The organism is Acutalibacter muris, from assembly GCF_002201475.1.
Lineage (GTDB): Bacteria > Bacillota > Clostridia > Oscillospirales > Acutalibacteraceae > Acutalibacter > Acutalibacter muris.
In genome coordinates, this window is sequence record NZ_CP021422.1 from 2,704,877 (window position 1) to 2,729,195 (window position 24,319).

General features: G+C 59.2%; 24 protein-coding genes. 4 read left to right on the forward strand and 20 right to left on the reverse strand.

The features are described 5' to 3' along the window. Positions 1–58 precede the first annotated feature (58 nt). Complete coding sequence (locus ADH66_RS13695) at positions 59–397, forward strand: helix-turn-helix domain-containing protein (protein WP_066539577.1); 339 nt, start codon at positions 59–61, stop codon at positions 395–397. 40 nt (positions 398–437) lie between these two features. On the opposite strand, the gene ADH66_RS13700 is transcribed toward ADH66_RS13695, so the two are convergent. The 5 genes from ADH66_RS13700 to ADH66_RS13715 form a co-directional block, all read right to left on the reverse strand. Next, a complete protein-coding gene (locus ADH66_RS13700) occupies positions 438–1,277 on the reverse strand; it encodes a sugar phosphate isomerase/epimerase family protein (RefSeq protein ID WP_066539576.1) in 840 nt (279 codons plus the stop codon). 41 nt (positions 1,278–1,318) lie between these two features. Beyond that, a complete protein-coding gene (locus tag ADH66_RS13705) occupies positions 1,319–2,377 on the reverse strand; it encodes a Gfo/Idh/MocA family protein (protein ID WP_066539575.1) in 1,059 nt (352 codons plus the stop codon). Next, positions 2,374–2,523: a hypothetical protein gene (locus tag ADH66_RS20135; RefSeq protein ID WP_157130679.1), complete on the reverse strand. Its 150-nt coding sequence runs from the start codon at positions 2,521–2,523 to the stop codon at positions 2,374–2,376. The genes ADH66_RS13705 and ADH66_RS20135 overlap by 4 nt, the downstream gene beginning before the upstream one ends. A gap of 136 nt (positions 2,524–2,659) precedes the next feature. Then, complete coding sequence (locus ADH66_RS13710; protein ID WP_066539574.1) at positions 2,660–3,643, reverse strand: MerR family transcriptional regulator; 984 nt, start codon at positions 3,641–3,643, stop codon at positions 2,660–2,662. A 241-nt stretch (positions 3,644–3,884) separates the two neighbouring features. Then, a complete protein-coding gene (locus ADH66_RS13715) occupies positions 3,885–4,532 on the reverse strand; it encodes a nucleotidyltransferase domain-containing protein (protein WP_066539572.1) in 648 nt (215 codons plus the stop codon). A 430-nt stretch (positions 4,533–4,962) separates the two neighbouring features. Between ADH66_RS13715 and ADH66_RS13720 the strand changes: the two genes are divergently transcribed. Continuing rightward, positions 4,963–5,265, forward strand: coding sequence for a hypothetical protein (locus ADH66_RS13720; RefSeq protein WP_066539571.1), 303 nt, complete (start codon positions 4,963–4,965; stop codon positions 5,263–5,265). 105 nt (positions 5,266–5,370) lie between these two features. Here the strand turns inward: ADH66_RS13720 and gap are convergent, their stop codons facing one another. Then, positions 5,371–6,384 (reverse strand): type I glyceraldehyde-3-phosphate dehydrogenase, encoded by a 1,014-nt coding sequence (gene gap, locus ADH66_RS13725; RefSeq protein ID WP_066539569.1) that lies wholly within the window; start codon positions 6,382–6,384, stop codon positions 5,371–5,373. A 392-nt stretch (positions 6,385–6,776) separates the two neighbouring features. Next, entirely contained in the window at positions 6,777–7,835 is a 1,059-nt protein-coding gene (locus tag ADH66_RS13730) for a SpoIID/LytB domain-containing protein (protein WP_066539568.1), read from the reverse strand. A gap of 141 nt (positions 7,836–7,976) precedes the next feature. Here ADH66_RS13730 and ADH66_RS13735 point away from each other — a divergent pair, with 141 nt between their 5' ends. Next, positions 7,977–9,353 (forward strand): citrate/2-methylcitrate synthase, encoded by a 1,377-nt coding sequence (locus tag ADH66_RS13735; RefSeq protein ID WP_066539567.1) that lies wholly within the window; start codon positions 7,977–7,979, stop codon positions 9,351–9,353. A 570-nt stretch (positions 9,354–9,923) separates the two neighbouring features. Next, on the forward strand, positions 9,924–10,814 hold the full coding sequence (locus ADH66_RS13740) for a hypothetical protein (RefSeq protein WP_066539564.1): 891 nt from the start codon (positions 9,924–9,926) through the stop codon (positions 10,812–10,814). Positions 10,815–10,981: 167 nt separating this feature from the next. On the opposite strand, the gene ADH66_RS21345 is transcribed toward ADH66_RS13740, so the two are convergent. The 13 genes from ADH66_RS21345 to ADH66_RS13800 form a co-directional block, all read right to left on the reverse strand. After that, positions 10,982–11,110 (reverse strand): hypothetical protein, encoded by a 129-nt coding sequence (locus tag ADH66_RS21345; protein ID WP_257789529.1) that lies wholly within the window; start codon positions 11,108–11,110, stop codon positions 10,982–10,984. A gap of 140 nt (positions 11,111–11,250) precedes the next feature. After that, positions 11,251–12,387, reverse strand: coding sequence for a cation diffusion facilitator family transporter (locus tag ADH66_RS13745; protein WP_066539563.1), 1,137 nt, complete (start codon positions 12,385–12,387; stop codon positions 11,251–11,253). Beyond that, entirely contained in the window at positions 12,384–12,920 is a 537-nt protein-coding gene (locus tag ADH66_RS13750) for a FumA C-terminus/TtdB family hydratase beta subunit (protein ID WP_084384626.1), read from the reverse strand. Before ADH66_RS13750 ends, ADH66_RS13745 begins: the two co-directional genes overlap by 4 nt. A 7-nt stretch (positions 12,921–12,927) precedes the next feature. Beyond that, positions 12,928–13,428: a GNAT family N-acetyltransferase gene (locus tag ADH66_RS13755; protein WP_084384463.1), complete on the reverse strand. Its 501-nt coding sequence runs from the start codon at positions 13,426–13,428 to the stop codon at positions 12,928–12,930. A gap of 265 nt (positions 13,429–13,693) precedes the next feature. After that, a complete protein-coding gene (locus ADH66_RS13760) occupies positions 13,694–14,083 on the reverse strand; it encodes a VOC family protein (protein WP_066539554.1) in 390 nt (129 codons plus the stop codon). Positions 14,084–14,095: 12 nt separating this feature from the next. Further along, positions 14,096–15,295: a cell division protein FtsZ gene (gene ftsZ, locus ADH66_RS13765; protein WP_066539552.1), complete on the reverse strand. Its 1,200-nt coding sequence runs from the start codon at positions 15,293–15,295 to the stop codon at positions 14,096–14,098. Between the two features lie 223 nt (positions 15,296–15,518). Beyond that, the gene (locus tag ADH66_RS13770; protein ID WP_066539551.1) at positions 15,519–16,817 is read right to left on the reverse strand and encodes a cell division protein FtsQ/DivIB; all 1,299 of its coding nucleotides are present in this window, start codon (positions 16,815–16,817) and stop codon (positions 15,519–15,521) included. Positions 16,818–16,891: 74 nt separating this feature from the next. After that, the gene (murA, locus tag ADH66_RS13775) at positions 16,892–18,145 is read right to left on the reverse strand and encodes a UDP-N-acetylglucosamine 1-carboxyvinyltransferase (protein WP_066539550.1); all 1,254 of its coding nucleotides are present in this window, start codon (positions 18,143–18,145) and stop codon (positions 16,892–16,894) included. A gap of 42 nt (positions 18,146–18,187) precedes the next feature. Continuing rightward, positions 18,188–18,457, reverse strand: a complete 270-nt coding sequence (locus tag ADH66_RS13780) for a GNAT family N-acetyltransferase (protein WP_066539549.1) — start codon at positions 18,455–18,457, stop codon at positions 18,188–18,190. Positions 18,458–18,459: 2 nt separating this feature from the next. Further along, positions 18,460–19,587, reverse strand: a complete 1,128-nt coding sequence (murG, locus tag ADH66_RS13785; RefSeq protein ID WP_066539548.1) for an undecaprenyldiphospho-muramoylpentapeptide beta-N-acetylglucosaminyltransferase — start codon at positions 19,585–19,587, stop codon at positions 18,460–18,462. An 18-nt stretch (positions 19,588–19,605) separates the two neighbouring features. Beyond that, a complete protein-coding gene (ftsW, locus tag ADH66_RS13790) occupies positions 19,606–20,892 on the reverse strand; it encodes a putative lipid II flippase FtsW (RefSeq protein WP_236757044.1) in 1,287 nt (428 codons plus the stop codon). Positions 20,893–20,932: 40 nt separating this feature from the next. Then, entirely contained in the window at positions 20,933–21,934 is a 1,002-nt protein-coding gene (mraY, locus tag ADH66_RS13795; RefSeq protein ID WP_066539547.1) for a phospho-N-acetylmuramoyl-pentapeptide-transferase, read from the reverse strand. A gap of 66 nt (positions 21,935–22,000) precedes the next feature. Further along, on the reverse strand, positions 22,001–24,289 hold the full coding sequence (locus tag ADH66_RS13800; protein WP_066539546.1) for a penicillin-binding transpeptidase domain-containing protein: 2,289 nt from the start codon (positions 24,287–24,289) through the stop codon (positions 22,001–22,003). Positions 24,290–24,319 lie beyond the last annotated feature (30 nt).

Genomic DNA, 24,319 nt, shown 5'->3' on the forward strand with positions numbered 1-24,319 from the left:
TTTGTTAGTGATGTGTCACTGATTGTAATGCTGATTTTAAAATACAAGGAGGAAAAATATGTCTGAATACAGTGAATTTCTGCGGAACAATCTTAAAAGCCTGCGCGTTGCCTGCGGCTTCACCCAAAACGTGGTGGCGGCGGCTCTGGGCGTGTCCCGGCCCACCTACTCCTACTATGAGAGCGGCAAGACCGTCCCCGATGTAGAGACCCTGACAAAGCTCGCCAAGATATACGGCGTATCCTTCGGGCAGCTGGCGCTGCCCGAGGAGAGCCCCGAGCTGCCCCCCCAGGGCGTGAGGGCCCGGCACACTCCCGCCGCCGACCCCCGGACCATCGGCGACCTCAGCGAGGCGGAGAAGGAGCTTATCGCCCGGCTGCGGGCGGAGAAGCCCTAAGTAAAAACCCCTAGTAAGCTAGGGGTTTTTATCACTGTATTTACCGGCAGATATCTTTAAGGAACCCCACCGCCGCGGCGATGTCCCTGCCGGGATCCTCGCCCACCTCGCGCTCGATGGTAAGGAAGCCCTTGAAACCTATCTCCTCGAGGGCCTTAAGGTACGCCGGGAAGTCCACAACGCCCTCGCCCAGAGGCAGCTCCTCAAAGCTGCTGCTGCCCAGCATCTCCGCCTCGGCAAGACCGTAGACTATTTCCGGCTCCACATAGCGAAGGCGCTTGCCGTCCTTGGCGTGGGTGTGGACAATATAATCCTTAAGGGTGTACACCGCCCCAACCGGATCGTCGCCGGTGACCATGACGAAGTTCGCGGGGTCCAGGTTCACCGCCACGCCCTTGGAGTGCAGCCCGTCCAGGAAGCCCTTTAAGGTGGCCGCCTCCTCGGGGCCGGTCTCTATGGCGAAGTGGGCCCGAAGACTGTCCGCGTACTGGGCCAGCTCCCCGCAGGCCTCCTGCATTATGCCATACCTGGGGTGCTTGCTGTCCTTTGGCACAACGCCTATGTGGGTGGTGACCACGTCTGTCTCAAGGTCCAGGGCAAGGTCCAGTATGCGCTTTGAGCGCTCTATCCTTCCGGGGTTTATCTCCGGGTCGTCGAAGCGCCCGATGTCGCCGCAGAGGGCCGACACCGTAAGGCCCCGGTCCTTCACGGCCTTTAGGAGCTCCCGACGCCTGTCTGGGGTCAGGTTCTCGGGGGTCAGCTCGCCGTCGGTGACCCTTATCTGCACGCCGTCCATGCCCAGGGCCTTGGCCTTGTCCAGGGACTCGATGACGGGAAGCTTGAAGCTCTCCAGCAGTACGCCTATGGGAAAGTTATACATATTTGTTCTCCTGTTTCTCGCAAATTATGATTATATTGTCCTCAAGTCAAATCTATCTCGTGGTGCTGCTCTGCTGAATCGTAGATAGCCTGCATCATCTCCGCCGTGATGATAACCGTGTCAATATGTGACGGCAGCTTCCGCCCGGTCTTGATGCAGTCGATGAACGCGTCTATCTCGTTCTGGAAGTGGTCGCGCATCTTGAACTTGGGGGTATACTCCACCAAAGCGCCGTTCTCCGTGGTATAAAGGGTGAAGTCCGAGCCGTAATGGAGCCGTATGCCCCCCTTATCGCCCATAAAGTCGATGTAGGTCTCGCTCTCGCCGATATTCTGGGCCCAGGCGCCGTTCAGGGTAATCACCGGGCCCTCGGTGCGAATCATGCCGGTGACGGAGTCGTCCACGTCATAGGTGCCGTTCTCCTTGTCGCTGCTCTGCTCGGCCCACATATCCACATAGGTGTAGTTCTTCATGTCCTTACCCAGCTTGCAGAAGGTCTCGCCGGTGACGGTCTTGACCTTCGGATCCCCACAGCAATACATGACAATGTCCAGATAGTGCACGCCCCAGTCGATAAGGGCCCCGCCCCCGGCGATGGCCTTGGTGGTAAAGGCCCCGCCCAGGCCCGGGATAGAGCGGTGGGCCCGGAAGCTTGCGTACACGTGGTGCACGTCGCCCAGCTTTCCGGCGTCGATATACTCCTTTATGCGGTTGACGCTGTCGTTAAAACGGTTCACAACGCCGATGTTCAGCACCCGGCCGGTCTCGTGCTGGACCTTCTGCATCTCCAAAGCTTCGGCATAGGTCCTGGCGGCGGGCTTCTCGCAGAGTACGTGCTTACCGGCCCGCAGGGCGTCGATGGCTATCTGGGCGTGGACGTTGTTGGGGGTGCACACGGACACCGCCTCTATCTGCGGGTCATTTAGAACCTCGTGATAGTCCGTGACAGCCCTGCCGCAGCCGTACTGTGCCACGGCCTTCTGGGCGCGCTCCAGGATTATGTCGCAGAAATAGACTATCTCCGCTTCGGGGTTGTTCATATAGGACGGGATATGCGCGGCGTTTGCAATGGTGCCGCAGCCGATAACTGCTACTTTCATTTTGCTACCTCCTTTAAATACGCTTTAAGGATAGTCTTTATCTCCTCGATGGTATAGCTATCCTTTTCGCTGTTTGATTCAAATATCTCAATCAAATCGAACACTGCCGCTTTTGTGATGATAAGCTGTTCTCTTTCTGTAGGCATTATCGCACTCTCCTTTGGATTTTCAGGTCGCCCCGGTATTAGTGTGATTATAACCTAAGCTGAGGGAAAAAGCAATAGGGAGAGAGAATAATCTCCCTCCCGGCTGAAAGTTTTTTTCAGTGGGGCGCGGCGCGTGTCAACCCCCCTTTTTCCTCACCGGTATCAGCAGGTCCAGCTGGGGTATCTCCGGCTCGCCTTCGGTGGTCTCCTGGATATGGCCGTAGAAATTCAGGTGCTCCTCAAGGCAGCCGTACATATCCTCCGGGGTGCCGGAGCCCGCTATCTCATACTCCTCGCTCTCATTGGCCCACTTGAAGAGCCACTGCCACTCGTGGAAGTCGCCCATCTTTATGGCGTGGGCGGCGTAGGTGCCCCCCTCAAGCCGCTTCTTCTCTAGAGGCTCCGGCACGTCCATGTCGTCAGGTATTGTCACCCAGAACTCATAGCCGTACTCGCCGCCCTCGGGCGGGGGATTGGGGGAGTTGAAGCCGTAGAGGCGCACGTCGCCGGTCTTCCAGAGCTTATGCTCCCTTGTGAAGTCCGCTATCATCAGCCCGGCGTGGTCCTCGGGGTCGGGCCCGAAGTATCGGGCGGCAGCCACGGTGGCGGCGGGCAGGTGCACTATGCGCACGTCCGTCAGCTTCATGTTCTCCTCGGCCTTCTGTAAATTCTCCATTTTCCTTGCACGCTCCTTTTCTAATTCGTATGAGTTTGTGAGAGCCGGAAGCACAGCGCTGATATCCTCGTCCAAAAGCACGTCCCCGGCCGGGAGCCAGTACCGGCTTTTAAGCGAGCCCAAAAGCTCCCCGATCACTTCCCTCAGTGCCCCGAGGCTCTCCAGCTCCGTGCCCAGCTCCGAAAGCTTCTGCTGGAACACGTAGATGGCCCACTGGGCGCTGGGGTCGTCAAGGATAAGCTTCACCTCCCGAAGGGGTATGCGCAGGCGGCGCAGGACGATGACCTGCCGCAGCCGTCTCACGGCCTCCTGGTCGTACATCCTGTAGGCATACCCTTCTGCCCGGCCGCTCTCTATGAGCCCCTGCTCCTCATAGTAACGGAGCATCCGGGTGGAGAGCCCCAGGCTTCTCGAAACGTCAGTGACGGTCAGCATGTTTTCCATGGACTCACTCCTCTCTGGGTATCAGTATAAGGTGCGACACGGTGTCGAAGTCAAGGGATAAATTTCAAAAAGAACAGAAAATATTTTTGGAAAAGTTCGCCTTTCATACGAAACATTTCGGGGTTTTAGAGGGAAGGTTGAGAGGGGTTTTAATAAGGAGGTGAACCAAGTGACATATATAGACCGCTTAAACTCTTTCAACCGCTCCCAAGTCTTACGATATCAAGGAATTAATGGCCCGTTACGTCTGCCTGAGCACCTCTGAGGACCAGTCTATCAGCAGGCTGTAGGCTTCGCCCACATTATCCGGGCGCGGGCCCGCCAGCATATCCAGTATCCTGCGCTCCCGCCCTGACAGCGCCCCCGCAAGCTCGGCCCTTGTGGCGCGGTACCCTCCGTCTCTCACCAGCGCCCAAAGCCGCAGGCAGAAGAAGGCCGACTTCAAAAGCCCCGGAAGGGCCCCGGCCAGGTCCCCATAAAGGTAGGTGTGGCAGACGGCGTGATAGAGGTTCGCGGCCCCGATTCGCAGTGCCTCCCGCCGGTCCCCATCGGTGAACTCCGGCAGGTACGGCGCAAGCTCCCCCACAACGGGCTTCGTGTCCAGGGCAAGGCTCAGAAGGTCGTACCGGGGCCAATTTTCAAGCTCCCGCCGCCCGCAGATAAAGCCGCAGGCAAGCCCGCTCTGGGGCATAGCGCCCACGACGGAGCGGTAGCGCCGTAAACCGGCAATGTCAGCTTTATCCAGGATAGTCACAATATCAATGTCACTCTCCGGCGTGGCCTCTCCCCGGGCGTAGCTGCCCTGATACCCCATAAACAGCAGCCGGGGGCCGAATTCCGCTCGGAGCCTTTGGGCGAACTCCCGGGTCCATGAGCCTATCTCTATCATTTTGCACCTCCAAAAAATCCCGGGGAGCACCCTTGACATTTGGGCGGATCCGGGGTATAATAAGCATAAGGGGACGCTGCCGTTGAGCGGTTAGCTCACCTTGAACGTTTTATGTGATTTTATTTTACCACACTAGCCGTCCGGGGCCTAGCCGGGCGGCTAGCAGACTTTTGGGGCTATGTATATCAGCACCGCAAGCCACAAAAGAATGGCCAGGGCGTACTTCCATACTTTTCCCATCAGCGCCACCTCCCTTGTTATTTTTCCTTATGGAAATTAAACATCAAGGAAAGTGACCACCCCCTTTCGGGAGGGCTAACCGCACGACAGCGTCTATAGACATTCTACCACATTCCCTATATTATGTCAAACAAAATCCCCTTTTTATCTTTCGCGCCGGCAGCTTCGCCCTTGTCAGGAGGTCTACAGTATGCTTGAAGAAATATCCTTCCCCGAGCACGAGTATGAGTCAATTCAAAATTATTTAGATAAACTGGGGTATTGTTACACCACGAGGGTGTATAAAGAGGTCGGGAAATATAAAGCCGGGGAATTATATACTGCCCCGTGGGGCGATGTATTGCGAATAGACAAAGTTGAAACATACTGGAAAGTGTCAGACCGCCCTTTCTATGACGAAATGAGTGATGACGAAAGGCGGGAGATTTGTAAATATTCTGAAGATATGGGACTGCCATATGAATTTATAAAATTTTCCAGAAGTCCGGCATAGTATAACATCGGCAGATTTCAGTTGCGTTTCCTGTTTTCTGTCAACCAACAAAGAAACCCCCAGGGAGCCTGTCCCCGGGGGCCTTTTTGCGTTCTGAATTACTTCTTAGATAGAAGCGAAGTACTTAATGGTGCGTACCATCTGGCTGGTGTAGCTGTTCTCGTTGTCATACCAGGACACGACCTGGACCTGATACAGGCCATTGCCTATCTCGGTGACCATGGTCTGGGTGGCGTCGAACAGGGAGCCGTAGGTGATGCCGATGATGTCAGAGGACACCAGGGGCTCCTCGGTGTAGCCGAAGGAGTCGCTGGCGGCGGCCTTCATGGCGGCGTTGATGCCGTCAACGGTCACGTTCTCGCCCTTGACAACGGCCACCAGGAGGGTGGTGGAGCCGGTGGGTACGGGCACGCGCTGGGCGGAGCCTATCAGCTTGCCGTTAAGCTCGGGGATAACCAGGCCGATGGCCTTGGCGGCGCCGGTGGAGTTGGGAACGATGTTCACAGCGGCGGCGCGGGCACGGCGCAGGTCGCCCTTGCGGTGGGGGCCGTCGAGAACCATCTGGTCGCCGGTGAAGGCGTGCACGGTGGTCATGATGCCGCTCTGAATCTCGGCGTACTTATTCAGGGTGTTGGCCATGGGGGCCAGGCAGTTGGTGGTGCAGGAGGCGGCGCTGATGATAGTGTCGCTGCTGTCCAGGGTGCCCTCGTTGACGGAGAACACGATGGTCTTCAGGTCCTTGCCGGCGGGGGCGGAGATGACGACCTTCTTTGCGCCCGCGTCGATATGGGCCTGGCTCTTCTCCTTGGAGCAGTAGAAGCCTGTGCACTCCAGCACAACGTCAACGCCAATCTGGCCCCAGGGCAGGTCCTTGGCGTCCTTCTCGGCATAGATCTTGATAGTCTTGCCGTCCACAGTGATGGAGTCCTCGCCGGCCTCCACCTTGTCGCACAGGGCGTAGCGGCCCTGGGCGGAGTCATACTTCAGAAGATGGGCCAGCATCTTGGGGCTGGTCAGGTCGTTGATAGCCACGACCTCGTAGCCCTCTGCGCCGAACATCTGGCGGAAGGCCAGGCGGCCTATGCGGCCAAAACCGTTGATTGCAACTTTTACAGACATTGGAAAGACCTCCTAAAAGTTTATGGTGCCGTACTTACTCTTATTCTAATACATTTTTTCCAAAATTACAAGACCCCTCCAATATTTTTAACGGGAAAATTCCGCGGGATATCTTCTGCGCCCAAAAGGAAAATGCGCAAACAAAAGACAGCCGCTGCAAACGGCTGCCTTTTGAGAAAGGAGATTTTCTTATGGCCCTGCGGGCTCCGCAGAAACCCCCAGCGATGGCCATCTTGTTTTCTTGAATCTTAAGAGATATTATACACCAATGGAGCGGGTTTGTCAAGTCCCCCAGGGGCTTGTTTCGCTGTATCTAAATCAAAAGTATAGCACGACCGGGCCAGCTGTCTGCCGGCGGGCTCCGCTTTTTTATGTCTTTATTATATAACCCTCTAGGACCGTTTATCCACCTCCAGCTCCGCCCCCGGATAATAATGCTCCAGTATCTCCCTGTACCCCGCCCCGGCCTTTGCCATGAACACCGCCCCGGCCTGGCTCAGCCCCACACCGTGGCCCCAGCCCCGGACGGTGAACCGCAGGCCGCCCTCTGTGGGCTCCCAGGTGAAGGCGGCGCTTCTCAGGCCCAGGGCGGCGCGGACCTCCTGGCCGGTAAAGCTTTCGCCGCCTATGTCCACGGACAGCACCGTGCCCGAGGGGGTGTACTCCGCCCCGGAGAGAGGCTCCTCCGGGTCCAGGCCGGAAACCCCCAGGGCACCTTCAAGCTCCTCAAGGGTGAACCCGGCATAGCTCAGGTACCCGTCGCTGAACATATCCCCGGGGCTGGCCACGGCCTGTAGGTAGGGGTGGTCCTTATCCGCATCTTCGGCCCAGACATTTTGTACACTCTCGGTGCCGCCCGGAGAGATGGCGAAATATGAGGCCAGGATAAGCTCGCCCCCATAGGTCAGGGTCTGGCCGTACACCTCGTCCACCACCCCGCTGAGTATCTGCCGGTACTCCTCATAGTCCTCTCCCCAGCGCTCCCTCATGACCTCCTCGGGCACGTAGACCAGCCATTTCCCGCTGTCGCAGGCTATCTCCCCGCCCGCCGCCCTCTGGCGGCTGTAATAGGTATAGGCGGCCACGGCCTGGGCCTTCAGCGCCTCTTTAGGGGCGTGCAGGTCCATCTCGCAGGCCAGGTCCGCCATGAGGAACTCCCGGGCGGGGACGGTCAGGGACTTCTCCGTGGCGGAGTCGTATAGGGTGAAGCTGTCGCTGCTTCCGGGTCCGGCCGCGGGCTCTGGCAGGGCTGAGCTTACGCCGGGGTCCTGGGACGGCGCGGGCGACAGGGCCGGACCGGGCGTGGGCTCCGGCACGGCCTGTCCCGGGGCGCTGGCCGTGGGGCCGGGTATGTAATAGTACAAAAGTGGCGGCAGGAGGGTTATCAGCAGATAGAGCAGGAGAAAGCAGAGAAACAGACGCTTTAAGGCCGGGCGGCTGGACTTTTTCATTTTACGCTCCTTTTTCTTCCAGAATTTTTGTTGAACCGGGCGGTTTTGCATAACATAATGCCGAAACCTGCAAAATCCCTTGACTTGTCCGGGCCGAAGGGGTAATATAATATAGAGTAATGAAAGAGAGGTAAGTGGATTATGCAGAGACTTAATAAAGAGAGCCCCGAGAGCACCACCGTCTCCGAGCTCTGTGAGGAATACAGAAGGAACAACTCCATCAGCCGCCGGGAGCTGGAGCGCTTCGACGTGAAGCGGGGCCTTAGGAATGCCGACGGCACCGGGGTCATGGCCGGGCTTACCCATGTGTGCAACGTCCACGGCTACCTTATCGACGACGGCGACAAGGTCCCGGACAAGGGGCGGCTGACTTATCGGGGCATAGACATAGAGGACATCGTAAGCGGCTGTGCGGCTGAGGGGCGCTTCGGCTTTGAGGAGGTGGCGTGGCTGCTCATCTTCGGGGAGCTGCCGGACCAACGCCAGTATAAGCGTATGTGCGACCTGCTTTTTGACAACCGTGAGCTGCCCGAATACTTCCCCGAGGATATGATAATAAAGGCCCCCTCTAAGAACATCATGAATAAGCTGGCCCGGTCCGTGATGGCCCTATACTCCTATGACGACGACCCGGAGGATATGTCCCTTGAGAACAATATGCGCCAGAGCATATCCCTTATTGCCCGGATGCCCTCTATAATGGCCTACGCCTATCAGGTGAAGCGCCGGCATTTTGACAAGGAGAGTATGTTCTTCCACCCCTATGAGCCCGGCCAGTGCACGGCAGAGGCCATACTCAACGCCCTGCGCCCGGACCGGCAGTTCACGAGAGAAGAGGCGGAGCTTCTGGACCTTTGCATGGTGCTCCACGCCGAGCACGGCGGCGGCAACAACTCCACCTTCACGACGAGGGTGCTGACCTCGGCGGGGACGGACATCTACTCGGCCATAGGCGCGGCGGTGGGTTCCTTAAAGGGCTATAGGCACGGCGGGGCGAACCACCGTGTAAAGAACATGATGACGGAGATAATGGAGAACGTGAAGAACTGGGACGACGAGGACGAGGTGGAGGCCTATCTCGAGAAGATACTGCGGGGCGAGGCCCACGACGGCAGCGGCCTTATCTACGGCGTGGGCCACGCCATCTACACCCTGTCGGACCCCCGGGCGGTGATACTCAAGGGGAAGGCCAGGGCCCTGGCAAAGGAGAAGGGCTATCTTCAAAGGCTGTCCCTCTACGAAACCGTGGAGCGGCTTGCGCCCAAAGCTTTCCTGAAGGTCACCGGCAGCGAGAAGGTCCTCTGCGCCAACGTGGACTTCTACTCGGGGCTGGTGTACGAGATGCTGGGCATACCCGAGGACCTCTTTACCCCCATGTTCGCCGTGTCCCGGATAGCGGGCTGGTGCGCCCACCGCATAGAGGAGCTGACCACCGGCGGCCGGATAATGCGCCCGGCCTACCGTGCCCTGCCGGTGAAGCAGAGGTATGTGCCCTTCTCTGAAAGGCGGGTACGGTAAATATTTATTTCTGCCCGGGCGGAAATATGCACGGTAAGGGGCCTGCTTTTTTGGGGCGGAGTGGTATAATACAGGTGTATATAGGACATATAATTCACCACAAAAGAAGAAATCCCCGAGAGTGATAGTCTCAGGGATTTCTTCTTTGTTTCAAATCAAGGTAAACTTAAGATATTGCAATTCGGCCGCAGGAGATGTATAATAAAAATGCCCCCGGACTGGGGGCGGCACGGCTGTATATAAAGGCGGTTTGGCGAATCCCTCTGGAAAGGGGGGTGAGCTTATGGGTAAAAGGGCTCTGCGCTTTGCGGTGTGCTTAATCATCGCGATGCTCCTCCTTATCTACATATCCCAAAAAGCGTGCTAGCCGCCCGGATAGCCCCCAGGCGGCCAGCTGTCTTTTAAGTCAGCTATAAACCCTTCGGGCCAGACCGCTATACAGTCGTGCCCTTTGTTTATATTATAATCGCCGGGCGGGGATTTGTCAAGGAATTTCTACAGTAAAAGGTCTTGGAACTCCACCGCAAATGTGCTATAATAATCCGTAACCTAAAAAGGGGGAACAATTCTATGGATAAATTCAGGATAAGCATAAACACCGGGCTGAAGCTGGTGGTCTGGGGGATACCCCTGGGGCTGACGCTCCGGCTGATACAGATGAACCTGTTTTTCGACTTCGACACCGGCTTCTACACCGGCCCGGGGGCGGCGCTGGCCTGGCTGGGTCTGCTGCTTCCGGCGGCGATGGCGGGGGCGGGGGCCTGGTGCTTCTATAAGAACGCCGGGGCCTTTATGCCCCGAGACCGGGGCATGGCCCGTGGGCCCGGCATATTCGCGGGCTTCTCCGGGGGGGTGCTGCTGGTGATGGGCTTATATATGCTGCGGGACCACCTGAGCCGCGCCGCCACGGGCTTTGCGGAATTTGAGACCGCCGTGAACCCCGGGCTGCACCTGTCCCTCTGCGTGCTGTGCCTTGTCCTGGGGGCCCTGCACTGCTTTCTGGCCGTCTGCCTGTGCGCGGGCCGGGACCCCTTTAAAAAGGCCCCCCTGCTGTACCTGCCCGGGGTGGCCTGGGGCATGGCCCAGCTGGTGGCCGTGTACGTGTTCTACGCCCGGTCCTCCTCAACGGTGGAAAACCTCTACTCCCTTATTTCCAGCGGCCTTATGCTGCTGGCGCTGTTCTACCTCTCGGCGGCCCTCTCGGGCGCGGGGGAACCCCGGGCCCTTATGCGGCTCTATATCTTCGGGGGGCTCTCGGCGGTGCTGACGATACCCTATGACCTCTCCAACATAGTCCTTGCCCTGAGGGGCACGACCTACTTCGGGGAGCTGCCCGCCATATACGCCCTGGGACGGCTGTCCGTGTGTATGTTCCTGCTGTCCTTTATCCTGAGCGTATACAGGACCGGCGTGGACAAGAGCCTTGACGGCGCGGTGACGGCAAAGGGCGAGGGGGCTTGACAAAGGGGCTGTGATCGGGTATAATAAGCATAGAGAAAAAAGCGGGCAACTGCCAAAAGTTTCAAAGTTTGCGACTTTGAAGCTTGCTTCTGAAAAGAAGCCGGAACGGCTGGGCCCAGTTAATAGTTATTTTTGAAAAAGTAGCCATTTCCCTGGTCCGGGTGCGGCTACTTTTTCATGCTACCAATCGTGAATGCCAGAAGCATGGTCACGATAAGCTGGAGCAGGTCCAGCACAACTTCAAGAGCCTGGTAGGTATCCAAAAGTATCACCTCCGTCCATATGAGCGTCTCCACGCGAAAGGGGGAGCTCTATGTAATCGGAAGTATCAGGCCTTCCGTAAAAGACCCAGCCGCTGAGTTGAAGGAATCCCTCAACCCTCACCGTTTTTGACAGTTGTCCTTATCCGACATTATATCCTATTTTTTGCGGGCTGTCAATCCTCCAGCTCGTTGACGACCCCCACCCGGTCCACCGCCAGCACCGCCCGGTATGCGGGGTCCAGGGCCTCCACGGCCCGGGTCACCCGCTCCTTCACCTGCTGGTCGCTGTCCTTTACGGAGAAGGGCACCGCCACGTCGAACAGCACGTTGGAGTGGGTCACCCCCCAGACCACTCGGAAGTCGTGGAGGGCCCCCTGGGGATAGAGGGTCTTCACCCCCTCCAGCACCTTTTTTTGCAGCTCGTTGGCCTTTTCGTCGCAGGTTATCACCGGGTCCAGGTGTATCACTAGGTGAATGCCCTCCTGCTCCAGAAAGTCCCGCTCGATGTTGTCGATAAGGTCGTGGCTTATGAGTATGTCCTCCTCGGCGGGGACCTCGCAGTGGACGCTGGCGAAGGTGCGGCCCTGGCCGTAGCTGTGGACCGTCAGGTCGTGTATGCCGATTATGCCCTCATAGCCGCGTATCTTCTCGCATATTCCCCGGACCAGCTCCCTTTTGGGGGCTGGTCCCAGAAGGGGGTCGGCGGTCTCCATAATGAGCTTTACGCCGGAAATGACGATAAACGCCGCCACAATAAGGCCCAGAAAGCCGTCCAGGTTAAGGCTTGTGAGGCGGGTGATAATAGCCCCCAGCAGCACCACCCCGGTGGAGATAACGTCGTTGCGGCTGTCGCTGGCGGTGGCAAGTAAACTCCCGCTGTCTATCCTTTTGCCCACCCGGGTATAAAAAAGGCAGAGCCAGAGCTTTATGAGTATGGATATGACCAGCACCGAGAGGGCTATGGGCCCGAACTCCGCCTTTTCCGGCGAGAGTATCTTCAAAAAGGACGTGCGCCCCAGCTCCAGGCCCAGAAACAGCACGATAAAGGACACTATCACCCCGCAGAGGTACTCGATCCTGGCGTGGCCGAAGGGGTGCTCCCGGTCGGCGGGCTTTTCCGAGAGCCGGAAGCCCACCAGCATGATGATAGAGGACCCGGAGTCCGTCAGGTTGTTCACCGCGTCCGCCATAATTGCCACGCTGCCCGAGAGGAGCCCGGCCAAGAGCTTTATCACAAACAGCAGTATGTTCGTGCCGATGCCCACGGCCCCGGCAAAACTTCCCTGTTTCTCTCTCGACATCTCCTTCATTGCAGTATGCTCCCCCCAAGGCTGTCAATGCCCACTATCAGCGGGAAGTCCTTTAAAGTCAGCTTCTTCACCGACTCGCAGCCCAAGTCCTCAAAGGCTATCACTTCGCACCCAGTGATGCACTTGGCCGCCAGGGCCCCCGCCCCGCCAATGGCGCAGAGGTACACAGCGCCGTTTCGCTTCATGGCCTCTATGACCTCTTTGGAGCGGCCGCCCTTGCCTATCATGCACCGAAGCCCCAGGTCCAGAAAGCGCGGGGTATAGGGGTCCATCCGGGCGCTGGTAGTGGGCCCGCAGGAGCCGATGGGCATACCCTCGGGCGCGGGGGTGGGCCCGGCGTAGTATATTGCCGCCCCCGAGAGGGAGTAAGGCGGCTCCTCGCCCCGGTCCAGCATCTCCGTTATGCGCTTATGGGCCGCGTCCCTTGAGGTGTACGCCGTGCCGGAGAGCAGCACCCGCTGGCCCGCCCGCAGGTCTTTGGCGCGGTCTTTTAGCTCCGATGTGTTTAGCTTTATCTCGTCCATATCTGACATCTCCCTCTCATAGCTCAAGGTCAAGAAAATACTCCCTTTCGGTCTCCCTTACCACCTTAAAGCCCAGCTTTTGGTGCATTTTAAGGGAGCTTTCGTTCCATTTGTACACCGTGGAGTTCCTAATCCTTGTGTACCCCAGCTCTCTCAGCCTGTCGATGACCGCCTTCATCACCAGCGTGCCCAGGCCCCGCCCCCGGTACTCCCCCCGCCAGATGGCAAGGGGCGGGTTCTCGTCCTTCACTGTCACATCGCCCACAGGCACGTATTCGCCGTTCTCCAGGGCCTCGATAAAGTAGAGCTCGCCGTTTTTGTCAAGGTATGCGAACATCCAGCGCACATACTCAAGGTCGGGTATCTTGTCCCGGTCGAAGATACCCTCGGAGTTCTCGTAGACCGCCGGGTCCCGGTAGCCCTCTAGCGCCAGCTCGTAATGGCCGTCGTAGCGGTGCAGGCGGTACTCTCCGGTTAGCTGTATCTGATGGGGCTGGGGCATTCCTGGGATTGGCATGGGGTTCTCCTTTGGTATAGTAAGCGGTCCCGGCGATGCCGGAACCGCTTGATTTTTTCTTGGTATGTTTAGAGCCCGACTTGGCCAAAGGCCAATGTCGTCGGCAACAGGTCGTGGGGCTCTCGCCCCAAACCCTAGCAAGCTTAAGGCCAGCTTGACCGGCCGAGTTTTGCCCCCAGTCAGTTCAGAGGTGTTGGGCGAAGCCCAACAGGGGGCGTGGGGGCTTGCCCCCACATCTCTAAATGGGGTGGGTGGGCGGGCGAAGTCACTTCACCCAGAACAGCTCGATCTCCTCACCCAGGGGCCCATAGAAGAACGCGTTGCGTATGGGCTTGCCGCAGAGCTCCAAATCCTGGGGCTCCACCCGCACGGTGTACCCGGCCCTGCGCACGTCCTCAACTATCTCGTCCAGTCCGTCCCCGCACCAGAAGGCCACGTGAACCAGGGGGCCATCGGCCCCGTGGGCGGTCTCGCTGGGTATAATCTCCATGCAGGAGTTGTCCCCGCAGGACACCATCAGGCACGGGGTGTCCTCGTCCCCCCAGCTGTCCTTAATGGGGAAGCCCAGGAGCTTTGTATAAAAATCCACGGTCTCGGTATATTTATCCGCCGTCGGGAACACGGCAATATGGTGTACGCCTGTGATTTTAGTCATCCTGTACCTCTCTTATTTGCGGTTGAATATGGACATGATGTCCGTAAAGGTGTCGTCGTCGTCTATCACCGCCGGGTCCACCTTGGGCTCCGGCGTGCGGTAGCTGGAGGTGGAGCGCACCGTGGTGCCCGCGTTCCCGGGGCTGCGGCTGGTGATTATGTGGCTGTCGGCCTTGTTGGCGTTAGAGGCGGGGTTGGGGCTCAGAAAGTCCTCGTCCAGGTCGATGTCCAGGGCCGGGCGCTTCTCGCCGTTCATCCCCTCGAAGCCCGTGGCGATGACCGTCACCAGCATTTCGTCCTGCATATTCTCGTCAAAGGTGGCGCCCCAGATTATGTTCGCGTCCGGGTGGGCCCGCTCGGTGACTATCTGAGAGGCGGTGTCTATCTCGTCCAGGGCTATGTCCGCGCTGGAGGTTATGTTGATGATAACGCCCCGGGCCCCGGCTATCTTGGTCTCTAAGAGGGGGCTGGAGATGGCCGCCATAGCCGCCTGCTCGGCCTTGTCCTTGCCCTTGCCGTGGCCCACGCCCATATGGGCGTAGCCCGCGTCCTGCATGACGGACTTCACGTCCTCAAAGTCCAGGTTCACTATGCCGGGCAGCTGGATAAGGTCGGAGATGCTCTGCACGCCCTGGCGCAGCACGTCGTCCGCCACCTGGAAGGCGTTGGCCAAGGTTATCCGCTCGTCGGACACCAGCTTCAAGCGCTCGTTGGGTATCACCACCAAAGAGTCCACATGCTCCCGCAGCTGCGCTATGCCCTGCTCCGCCTGCTCCATCCGGCGGCGGCCCTCAAAGGCGAAGGGCTTTGTGACTATGCCCACCGTTAGGGCCCCCTGCTCCCTGGCTATCTTTGCCACCATCGGCGCAGCGCCCGTGCCTGTGCCGCCGCCCATGCCGGCGGTTATAAAGACCATGTCCGCGTCCTTCAGGGTCTGCAAAATCACCTCGCGGCTCTCCTCGGCGGCCTTCTCGCCCACCTCGGGCTTAGAGCCCGCGCCCCGGCCGCTGGTGAGCTTCTCCCCCAGCTGCACCTTTATAGAGGCCTGGCTGCGCAGAAGGGCCTGCTTGTCGGTGTTCATGCACACCAGCTCCACGCTCCGCACCCCGGCCGAAGCTATGCGGTTCACGGCGTTGCCGCCGCCGCCGCCCACGCCCACCACTTTTATGGTCTGTGGGGTCTCGTCCAGCAGATTGTCAACTTCAAAAGGCATTTTTTACTTCCACCCTTCATTTCTCTTTCTTTTAGCTTTATATATCCGACGTCCAAATCCTGGCTTCTCCTCCGTCGCCGGATTACGTCAACCTAATGTTACAAAGTATAATTTAACACTTTTTACGGGAAATTGCAAGGTCAAACTTGTAAAAAACCTTGGAAAACCGTGTTTTTTTCTTAAAAATACGCCGCACCCAACCCCCGCATACAATATATATGGGTCACCCGGTAAAGGGCGTGTCCGGGATGCCCTCCCCCCGGCCCGGCTCCGGCGTGGACTCCGCGCCGTTCTCAGGAGCGGCGCCGTCTTCGGGAACAGTACCGTCAGGGGCAGGGGTGGGCTCCGCGCCGGTCTCAGGCGTAGTGCCGCCGGGGGCGGGGGTGGGGCTGCCCTCGCCGGGGGTGAAGTAGGAGCTCTTCTTTGTGGGCAGGTATGAAAGGTCCAGCACGCCGCTCTCCTCGGGCTTTATGCCCCTCTCGTCCGTAAGGTTCCCCCAGGCCCATCTGAGCTTATACTCCAGCTGCACCTCGCCCCCAAACCTGCACTCCACCCGGTCCTGGTACCACAGCCGGAGGTTCATCAGGTCCGACAGGTCCATCCTCGTGAACTCCCCGGCGGGGTTTTGCCCCTCCTCGGAAAGGCTGCCCATAGCGTCCATCAGCTCCAAAAACACCGTTGAGCGCTCCTCGTTCTGAAGCTCCATTATATCCCCGGGGCTCACGGCCTTGGGGGACACTCCGATAACCTGCAGGAGCCCCTCCTTGGGCCCCGCCCCGGTCTCCAGCACCTTGCCCCCCGCGTCCACCACGTACCACACGCCGTCCCCCTGCATGGAGCAGAGGGGGACGGCGGCGGTTATCTCTATGTTCACCGTGCCGGGTATCTGCCGGGTTATCTTTGCCTTTGCTATATATGGCAGCTCCCGCTCCAGCTTTTTCTCCCGGTCGGCGGCGGGTATCAGCAGCAGGTTATCGCCGGTCTTGAAGCCGCATATTTTCAGTATATCGGTCTCCTCGTATATCTGGTCGCCGGACACCCGCACCGTGGTCACCCGCAACAGCAGGGACTCCACCAGGAAGCCCGTGCCCAAAAGCATCGCCGCCAGCGTCAGCACTATCAGCACCCGCCGCTTCAAAAGGCTCATGGGCTTTTTGCGTGGACGTTCGCGGCCCCGTTCAGCTGAACGGCTCCGCTCGGCTGAACGGCTCCGTTCGTTTGGGCGCTGGCGCTGGCTGGAGCCCGGGCGCTGCCGCTGGCCGCTGGCTGGGCGCCCGCTGGCCCTGGTGGAGGTGGTGCTGGGCTTTGAGGGCTTCGCCTTCTTCTTTTTGGCGTGGGGGTCGGCTCGCTGCGCCAGGCCAGCTCGCTGTGCCCTCCGTTCGGCCTGGCGCTGGCGCGCGGCCTCGGCGGCCGTGGGCCTGGCCTCGGAAAACCACTCGGGCCGGGACTGCGTTCCGCTTGAGGTGGACCTTATGTCTTCAAAGCCCTGGCGCTCCCGCGCGGGCCCTCCTTTGGCGCTCAACTGCCGCTCCCCCCTTTTTTCTGAAACCCAAGGTTTCAGACTTCCTGGTCAGAAAACTTTTTAAAAAAAGTTTTCTAACAACTTTCAAAAACTTTTACCCTTGCCCCCAATAAGGCAAGCTTCTCCCCAATGTCCTCATAGCCCCTCTTTACAAACTCCGTCCCCTCTATCCTGGTGCTCCCCCGGGCGCAGAGCCCCGCCACTATCAGCGCGGCCCCGCCCCGAAGGTCCGCGGCCTCTACCGCCGCCCCCGAGAGCTCCGGGACCCCCTCGACCACGGCCACCTTCCCCTCTACCTTTATCCGGGCCCCCATCCTTGTGAGCCCCTCTGTGTGCCTGTAACGGTTCTCAAATATGTTCTCCACAAATACGCTGGTCCCCTCGCCCACCGCCGCCATGCTCATCACCACCGGCTGTGCGTCCGTGGGAAAGCCTGGATAGGGCATGGTGCGGATGTGCCGCACGGCCGAGAGCTGCCTTGGGGCCGAAATATTAAGGCTGCCCCCCAGCTGGCGGACCTGGCAGCCGCTCTCCTCAAAGGGGGAGAGCATCGGTAGAATATGGGTATTGTCCACGTCCCGCAAGGTCACGTTGCCCCCGGTCACCGCCGCGGCTGCCATATAGGTGACGGCGGCTATCCTGTCGGGCATCACCCTGTGCTCGCAGCCGTAGAGCTCCTCTACCCCGTCGATGATTATGCAGCTCTCCCCCGCCCCGTATATCCGCCCGCCGCAGCGGTTCAGATATTCCGAGAGGTCGCAGATCTCCGGCTCCCTGGCGGCGTTGGCGATGATGGTGGTGCCCTTGCCGCAGACAGCGGCTAAAATAAGGTTCTCCGTGGCCCCCACGCTCGGGAAGGAGAGGGACACATAGGCGCCGTTTATCCCCCCGGGACAGCTGCACTCCAGCCACCCGCCGCACTCCTTTACCTGGACCCCCAGCCGCCTTAAAGAGGAGATATGCAGGTCGATGGGCCTGGGCCCCAGCTCGCAGCCCCCCGGCGGGCAAAGCCGGGCCTCCTTGCAGCGGCTGAGTATGGCCCCCAGGAACACGATGGACGAGCGCATACGGCGCATAAGCTCCTCGGGTATCTCGTGGCAGGTGATGCTGCTGTCCACAATAAGGTCGTGGCCCTCGCGCCTGCACACGCAGCCCAGGTGCCTCAGTATCTCTATGGCCGTGTCCACGTCCGAAAGGTCCGGGCAGTTGTGCAGCACCGTCTGGCCCTTACAGAGCAGGGCCCCGGCCAGAAGGGGCAGGGTGCTGTTCTTGGCCCCCTGGACTGAAAGCTCCCCCGAAAGCCTTGCGGGTCCGTCAATTATCATCATAGGTAACACCTCGATTATGTTAGCTATGATATATTATGACCCTTATCCGTTTTTGTGATTGACGTACATCCGCGCCGGTCCGTCGTCCCCTTGGACCATACAGTAAAACTCCCAGCCGTACCGCTCATAGAGCCCGGTATGGTCCGTCACAAGGTACAGTGTGTCAATGCCCATAGCGCCCATGTCCTCACAGACCGTCTTTAAGAGCGCTCCCGCTATCCCCCGGCCCCTATAGGGCTCGTCCGTATACACGGCGCAGACGTTGGGGGCAAGGTCCGGACGCCTCCGCAGGAGCACGATCTCATAGTCCATTTCTATTTTCCTTTCGACCCATAGGCCTCTTTTATTACCTTGTAAATGCGGTTATTAGCGTCCAAAATGTCCATTTTCTGTGCGTTTTCCCCCAGACTCTTCAGGCGCTCCGGGTCGGAGAGTATCTTCTCCACCTTTTTCCACAGGGCTTCGCCGGTCAAATCTTTTTCCTCAATTATCTCCCCCGCGCCCCGCTTCACCAGGGCCATGGCGTTATGGAACTGGTGGTTCTCCGCCACGTTAGGAGAGGGGATAAGTATCGATGCCTTGCCCTTGGCCTCTATCTCAGAAAGGGTCATGGCCCCCGCCCGGCTTATGACCAGGTCCGCCGCCGCAAGACAGGTGGGCATATTGTGGATATAGTCCAGCACCCTTATCTGGGGGTTCTTCGGCAGATCCAAGCCGTACTCGGAGAGCTCCTCTAAAAACATGGGGTCGTTTTGGCCGTAGCCGTGGATATGCTGGTATTTCCCGCTCTTGGCGCTTTCAGCCAGCATATACGCCGCCGCCCGGTTCAGCATTGCCGCCCCAAGGCTGCCCCCAAAGGACAGCACCAGGGGCCGGGAGTCCAGGCCCAGCTCCTTTCGGGCCTGCTCACGGTCCATGCGGAGCACCTCGCCCCGGACCGGGTTGCCGGTGATCACCGTGCGCACGCTCTCGTCGAAATATTTCTTCGCGTCCGGCACGGCCAGCAGGACGGTGTGCACCTGCTTTGACAGGAGCTTTGTGGTCACCCCCGGATAGGCGTTGGACTCGTGTATCACCGAGGGCACGCCCAGCTTTGCCGCCTCGCGTATCACCGGGCCGCTGACATAGCCCCCGGTGCCCACGCACACGTCCGGGGCAAAGTCCTTTATTATCCTCTTGGTCTCGGCGGTGGCGGTAAAGATGCGCTCCACCGTGCGGAGGTTTTTCATAAGGTTCTTAAAGCTCAGCCTGCGCTGGAAGCCCGATATGGTGATAAAGGCCATCTCGTACCCGGCCCGGGGCACCAGGCGCTCCTCCATGCCGCCCCTATTGCCCACGTACAGTATCTTTGTATCGGGCTCCTGCTCCCTGAGATAGCCCGCCACGGCCAAGGCCGGATTTATGTGCCCGGCGGTGCCCCCGCCGGTGAAAAGTACCCTCATTCGCTTATCTCTCCCCCATCAGGTTTTCTCTACGTTGGCGCTTCTGGATATATTCAAAAGTATGCCCATCTCGCCCAGCAGCATCAGGAGCGACGTGCCCCCATAGCTGAAAAACGGCAGGCTTATGCCGGTGTTGGGCACGGTGTTCGTCACCACGCAGATGTTAAGGGCCGCCTGCAGGCCTATCTGCAGCGTCAGCCCCAGGCCCAGCATCATGCCGAACTTATCCTTTGCGTGCAGGGCGATATGCACCCCCCGCCACACCAGAAGGGCAAAGAGTATCATTATCACCAGCGCCCCGATAAGCCCCAGCTCCTCGCAGACGATGGCGAAGATAAAGTCGTTCTGGGGCTTGGGAAGGTACATATACTTCTGCCTTGACTGCCCAAGCCCCACCCCGAACAGGCCGCCGGAGCCGATGGCGTACAAAGACTGCCTTGTCTGCCAGGTGGCGTCGTTCTCCTCAAAGGGGTTCAGCCACACGGCTATGCGGTCCATCTGATAGGCCTCAGAGCCGTCGTCCCCGCCCCGGTTCATGTAGAGATACACCACCAACGCCGCCCCCAGGGCCGCCAGTATCAGCCAGCGGAGCCTTGTGCCCCCCACAAACATCATCATAAAGCCCAAAAGACCGATGATAAGGGTGCCGGAGAGGTGGTGCTCGGCCATGACCAGCCCGGCGAACACTACGAGCACCAGCCCGAAGGGCAGGGCGCCGTATACGAAGGTGTCCATTTTATCCTCCCAGCGGGATACCATGTCCGCAAAGAGGAGTATTATGGCGAACTTCGCCACCTCAGAGGGCTGCAAGCGCACGGGCCCCAGCTCCAGCCAGCGGGTGGCCTCGCCCTCCGAGGTGCCCATTATAAGGGTCAGCGCCAATAGCGCCACCGTGCCCCCGGCCACTATGAGGGTCATCTTGCCCTTATGGTAGTAGTGGTAGTCGATGGTGGAGATAAAGAACATGGCGATAACGCCGAAAAGGGCAAAGCTCCCCTGGCGCAGGATATAGTAATAGCTGTTGTCCTCACGGTAGTAGCTTTCGGCGTAGCTGGCGGAAAAGAGCATCACAAGGCCGATGGCCAGAAGCACCATCACAAAGACGAAAAGGGGCATATCCATCCCCTCGCCCAGGGCGAAAAGCTTATAGTTTATCCTGCGCCTTCTGCGCCGGGGCGCCCGGTTTTCAGAGCGGCCCCGCTCCCTTTCCGGCTCCCCTCCGGGCACGCGGCTCAGGCCACGAGTTGTTCCAACTCGAGTTGTTCTCCCCGGGGCCGCTCCCGCCCGGGCTGTTCCTGCTGGCATAGACAGCGCTCCTTCCGTTTTTTTACTTTATTCTGTGCCTTTATACCCCGTACAATACAGAGAGTACAGCCAAAGCCCCGCCGAGAACCGTTACGGCGCAGAACGCCCCGCATATCTTATATTCGCTCCAGCCGCACATCTCAAAGTGGTGGTGTATGGGGGACATCTTGAAAAGCCTTTTCCCGCCGGTGTGCTTGAAGTACGCGACTTGTAACACCACGGAGAGTATCTCCCCCCAGTATATGAGCCCCAAGGGCAGCAGCAGTATCGGCATATCCAGCCCGAAGCTGAGAGCCGCCGCCATCCCCCCCAAAAACAGGGAGCCGGTGTCCCCCATAAAGACCTTTGCCGGGTGGAGGTTCCAGAGAAGGAACCCAAGGCACGCCGCCGCGGCGGCTGCGGACAGGAGGGTGAGCCCCGCCATATTCATGAGGGCCGCCGATATCCCCAGGGCCGCGAAGACAAACATGGAGACGCTGGCGCACAGGCCGTCTATGCCGTCGGTGAAGTTCACGGCGTTTGTAAGGCCCACTATAAGTATTGCCGCCAGCGGGTAGTATATGAGCCCCAGGTCCACGCTGCCAAAAAAGGGTATCGTGGTGGCGGTGTCGTCCCCGGCAAGGCGCAGGGAGAGAAGGTACGCCCCGGCCACCAGGAACTGCAGCGCCAGCTTCTGCTTTTCCGTCAGGCCCAGGTTCCGCTTTTTCCTGATGCTTATAAAGTCGTCCATAAAGCCGATGGCCCCAAAGCCCACGGCCATTAAGAGCCCCCCGAAGACCTTGGAGAGCATAAGGGGCGTCTCCCAGCCCAGCTGTGCATAGCACAGCGGCAGGCAGAGAAGGGCCGCTATAACAATGCCCAGTATGAACATTACGCCGCCCATCGTGGGGGTGCCCTGCTTGTTCTTATGCCACTTGGGGCCTACCTCCCTGATAGTCTGGCCGAATTTCAGCTTATGCAAAAGCGGTATCAGCCAAAAGCCCAGCGCCGCCGTAATCCCGAAGGCGGCCGCCGCCGTCAGAGCCAACCATGTAGCGTTCATTTTCGCTTCCTCCTCAGCTATTATAGTAACCGCGCGGCTGTGCCGCCGCGGCGCTATACCCTCTGTCTATTCCGCCGTGTATATGTCCGTGTTCACCTTGCTGCCGAAGGTCAGGGTCACCACCGTGCCCTTCTTCACCTTCACCCCGGGCTCTATGCCCTGGAGCATCACCACCGCATCGTCGTCCCGGCTGCCGTTTATGGTGACCTGAAGGTCGCTTATGGCCGCCTGGAACACGGCGTTGGCAAGGTCCATCTCGAAGAAGTCCGGCACCTCTGTCAGGGTGCTGTTCACGTCATACCCCGAGGTATACAGCACCACCTTGCCGTTCTGTGGCACAGAGGTCCCCCTCTCGGGGATCTGCTCGGTTATCCGCTGGTCCGGGTCCTCGCCGCCGATGATATCGTACTCAAGCCCGGCCTCCTCGAGCTCCTCCAGGGCCTCGCTGAGGGTCTTGCCCGCCACCGAGGGGGCCACGGTGTCCCGCTGCTCGTTGTACTCGTCCTCCGAATACATGACCTCTACCCCCAGATATGGCAGCAGCTCCTGCATTATGGCGGAGAAGATGGGCCCGGCGATGGCGTTGCCCGCGGTATAGCCGCCGTTATTTAAATCGTCCGGCTCGTCGAAGAACACCAGCAAAGCGTACTTCGGGTCCTCCGCCGGGGCGAAGCCGCAGTAGGAGGCGATATAGGTCATCCGGGCGGTGGGGTCCTTTAACAGGTCCTGGTTGTGCTTATCCACCTTCTCGGAGGTGCCGGTCTTGCCGCAGACCCTATAGCCCGAGACATAGCCGCCCCGGGCCGTGCCCGAGGCCACGTTCTGGCGCAGGATGTCGGAAAGGGTGGCGCTGGTGCTCTCGGATATCACCTGGCGGCGGTAGCTCTTGTCCGCGCTCTTTACGATGTTGCCGTCCCCGTCCACGATCCTGTCCACTATATGTGGCCGCACAAGGTAACCCCCGTTGGCAACCGCCGCCGAGGCGGTTATCATCTGTATGGGGGTGATGGAGAAGTTCTGGCCGAAGGACTCCACCACCAGCTCCACCTTGCCCATTTCCTCCCGGCTGTGCAGTATGCTCCCGGCCTCGCCGGGCAGGTCTATCCCGGTCTTATCCTCAAAGCCGAAGGCCTGCCTGTAGCGGCAGAACACGTCCGGGCCAAGCTCCGCGCCGATGTGCATGAACCATGGGTTGCAGGAGTTGCAGAGCCCCTCGCGGAAGGTGGTGGTGCCGTGGCCCGAGTGGTTCCAGCAGTGTATGGGGTCCTTGAGCCCCTCGAACTTCTCATAGCCCTTACAGGTATAGGTGGTGTCCTCGGTGATTATCCCCTCCTCTATGCCCATTGACCCCGTGCACATCTTATAGACCGAGCCCGGGTAATAGAGGTCGGACACCCCCTTGTTGCGCCACTGGGTGTTCAGAGCCTCCCGCCGGGCCTCCTGCCGCTCCTCACCCTCGGGCAGGGTCTCTATCTCCTTTAAAAGGTTCTGGTCCAGTATGGTAAAGGGGTCGTTGGGGTCGAAGTTGGGGTGGGTGGCAAGGCCCAGTATGCCCCCGGTGTCCACGTCCATCATCACCGCCACGGCGCCGTTCTGTATCTTGAACTTCTCTATGCCCTCTGCCAGGTACTTTTCAAGGACGCTCTGCACCGTCTCGTCAATGGTCAGCACCAGGTCATAGCCGTCCTGGGCCTCCACTATCTGCTCATACTCAAAGGGCATATCCGTGCCGAAGGCGTTCTTTGCCGCCACAAGCCGCCCGGCGCTGCCGGAGAGCTCCTCCTCATAGTAGAGCTCAAGGCCCACCAGGCCGCTGTTGTCGTCGCCGGTGAAGCCCAGAATATTTGAGGCCACCGTGCCGTAGGGGTAGTACCGCTTATAGTCGGGGATAAGGCGTATGCCGTCGCTTATCTTGTTATCCTCCATAAACTTCACTATGCGGTCCCGCACGTCGGTCTCCACCTTGCGCTCCACCACGTCGTAGTAGGAGCCCGCCACCCCCGTGCGCTCATAGAGCTCCATGGCGTCCAGCTCCAGTATCTCCGAAAGGCCGTTGGCCACTATCCTTCTCAGGTTGTCGTTGTCCGCAAGGTAGTGGGGCTCTAAGACCACCGTCCAGACCGAGGCGCTCTGGGCCAGGACCTTTGTGCCCGTAGCGTCGTATATGGTGCCCCGCATGGCCGGGAGCCCGGTACTTCTAAGGCTCTGCTCCAGGGCGGCGGATTTCAGCTCCTCGCCCTCTATGAGCTGCCAGTGCACAAGACTTATAGCCGCCGCGCCAAAGCCCACGATAAGCAGGGCGTACATCAGCCCCAGCGCCTTCTTCTTTATTTTTTCTGTGGTGCCCTTTGCCATACGCCGCCTCCAAGTTTTTTTAGAAAAGCG

Excerpts from the sequence above, each read along its gene's own strand:
- ADH66_RS13695 (WP_066539577.1), top strand. The coding sequence starts at position 59 with ATGTCTGAATACAGTGAATTTCTGCGGAACAATCTTAAAAGCCTGCGC.
- ADH66_RS13700 (WP_066539576.1), bottom strand. The coding sequence starts at position 1,277 with ATGTATAACTTTCCCATAGGCGTACTGCTGGAGAGCTTCAAGCTTCCC.
- ADH66_RS13705 (WP_066539575.1), bottom strand. The coding sequence starts at position 2,377 with ATGAAAGTAGCAGTTATCGGCTGCGGCACCATTGCAAACGCCGCGCAT.
- ADH66_RS20135 (WP_157130679.1), bottom strand. The coding sequence starts at position 2,523 with ATGCCTACAGAAAGAGAACAGCTTATCATCACAAAAGCGGCAGTGTTC.
- ADH66_RS13710 (WP_066539574.1), bottom strand. The coding sequence starts at position 3,643 with ATGGAAAACATGCTGACCGTCACTGACGTTTCGAGAAGCCTGGGGCTC.
- ADH66_RS13715 (WP_066539572.1), bottom strand. The coding sequence starts at position 4,532 with ATGATAGAGATAGGCTCATGGACCCGGGAGTTCGCCCAAAGGCTCCGA.
- ADH66_RS13720 (WP_066539571.1), top strand. The coding sequence starts at position 4,963 with ATGCTTGAAGAAATATCCTTCCCCGAGCACGAGTATGAGTCAATTCAA.
- gap (WP_066539569.1), bottom strand. The coding sequence starts at position 6,384 with ATGTCTGTAAAAGTTGCAATCAACGGTTTTGGCCGCATAGGCCGCCTG.
- ADH66_RS13730 (WP_066539568.1), bottom strand. The coding sequence starts at position 7,835 with ATGAAAAAGTCCAGCCGCCCGGCCTTAAAGCGTCTGTTTCTCTGCTTT.
- ADH66_RS13735 (WP_066539567.1), top strand. The coding sequence starts at position 7,977 with ATGCAGAGACTTAATAAAGAGAGCCCCGAGAGCACCACCGTCTCCGAG.
- ADH66_RS13740 (WP_066539564.1), top strand. The coding sequence starts at position 9,924 with ATGGATAAATTCAGGATAAGCATAAACACCGGGCTGAAGCTGGTGGTC.
- ADH66_RS13745 (WP_066539563.1), bottom strand. The coding sequence starts at position 12,387 with ATGAAGGAGATGTCGAGAGAGAAACAGGGAAGTTTTGCCGGGGCCGTG.
- ADH66_RS13750 (WP_084384626.1), bottom strand. The coding sequence starts at position 12,920 with ATGTCAGATATGGACGAGATAAAGCTAAACACATCGGAGCTAAAAGAC.
- ADH66_RS13755 (WP_084384463.1), bottom strand. The coding sequence starts at position 13,428 with ATGCCAATCCCAGGAATGCCCCAGCCCCATCAGATACAGCTAACCGGA.
- ADH66_RS13760 (WP_066539554.1), bottom strand. The coding sequence starts at position 14,083 with ATGACTAAAATCACAGGCGTACACCATATTGCCGTGTTCCCGACGGCG.
- ftsZ (WP_066539552.1), bottom strand. The coding sequence starts at position 15,295 with ATGCCTTTTGAAGTTGACAATCTGCTGGACGAGACCCCACAGACCATA.
- murA (WP_066539550.1), bottom strand. The coding sequence starts at position 18,145 with ATGATGATAATTGACGGACCCGCAAGGCTTTCGGGGGAGCTTTCAGTC.
- ADH66_RS13780 (WP_066539549.1), bottom strand. The coding sequence starts at position 18,457 with ATGGACTATGAGATCGTGCTCCTGCGGAGGCGTCCGGACCTTGCCCCC.
- murG (WP_066539548.1), bottom strand. The coding sequence starts at position 19,587 with ATGAGGGTACTTTTCACCGGCGGGGGCACCGCCGGGCACATAAATCCG.
- ftsW (WP_236757044.1), bottom strand. The coding sequence starts at position 20,892 with ATGCCAGCAGGAACAGCCCGGGCGGGAGCGGCCCCGGGGAGAACAACT.
- mraY (WP_066539547.1), bottom strand. The coding sequence starts at position 21,934 with ATGAACGCTACATGGTTGGCTCTGACGGCGGCGGCCGCCTTCGGGATT.
- ADH66_RS13800 (WP_066539546.1), bottom strand. The coding sequence starts at position 24,289 with ATGGCAAAGGGCACCACAGAAAAAATAAAGAAGAAGGCGCTGGGGCTG.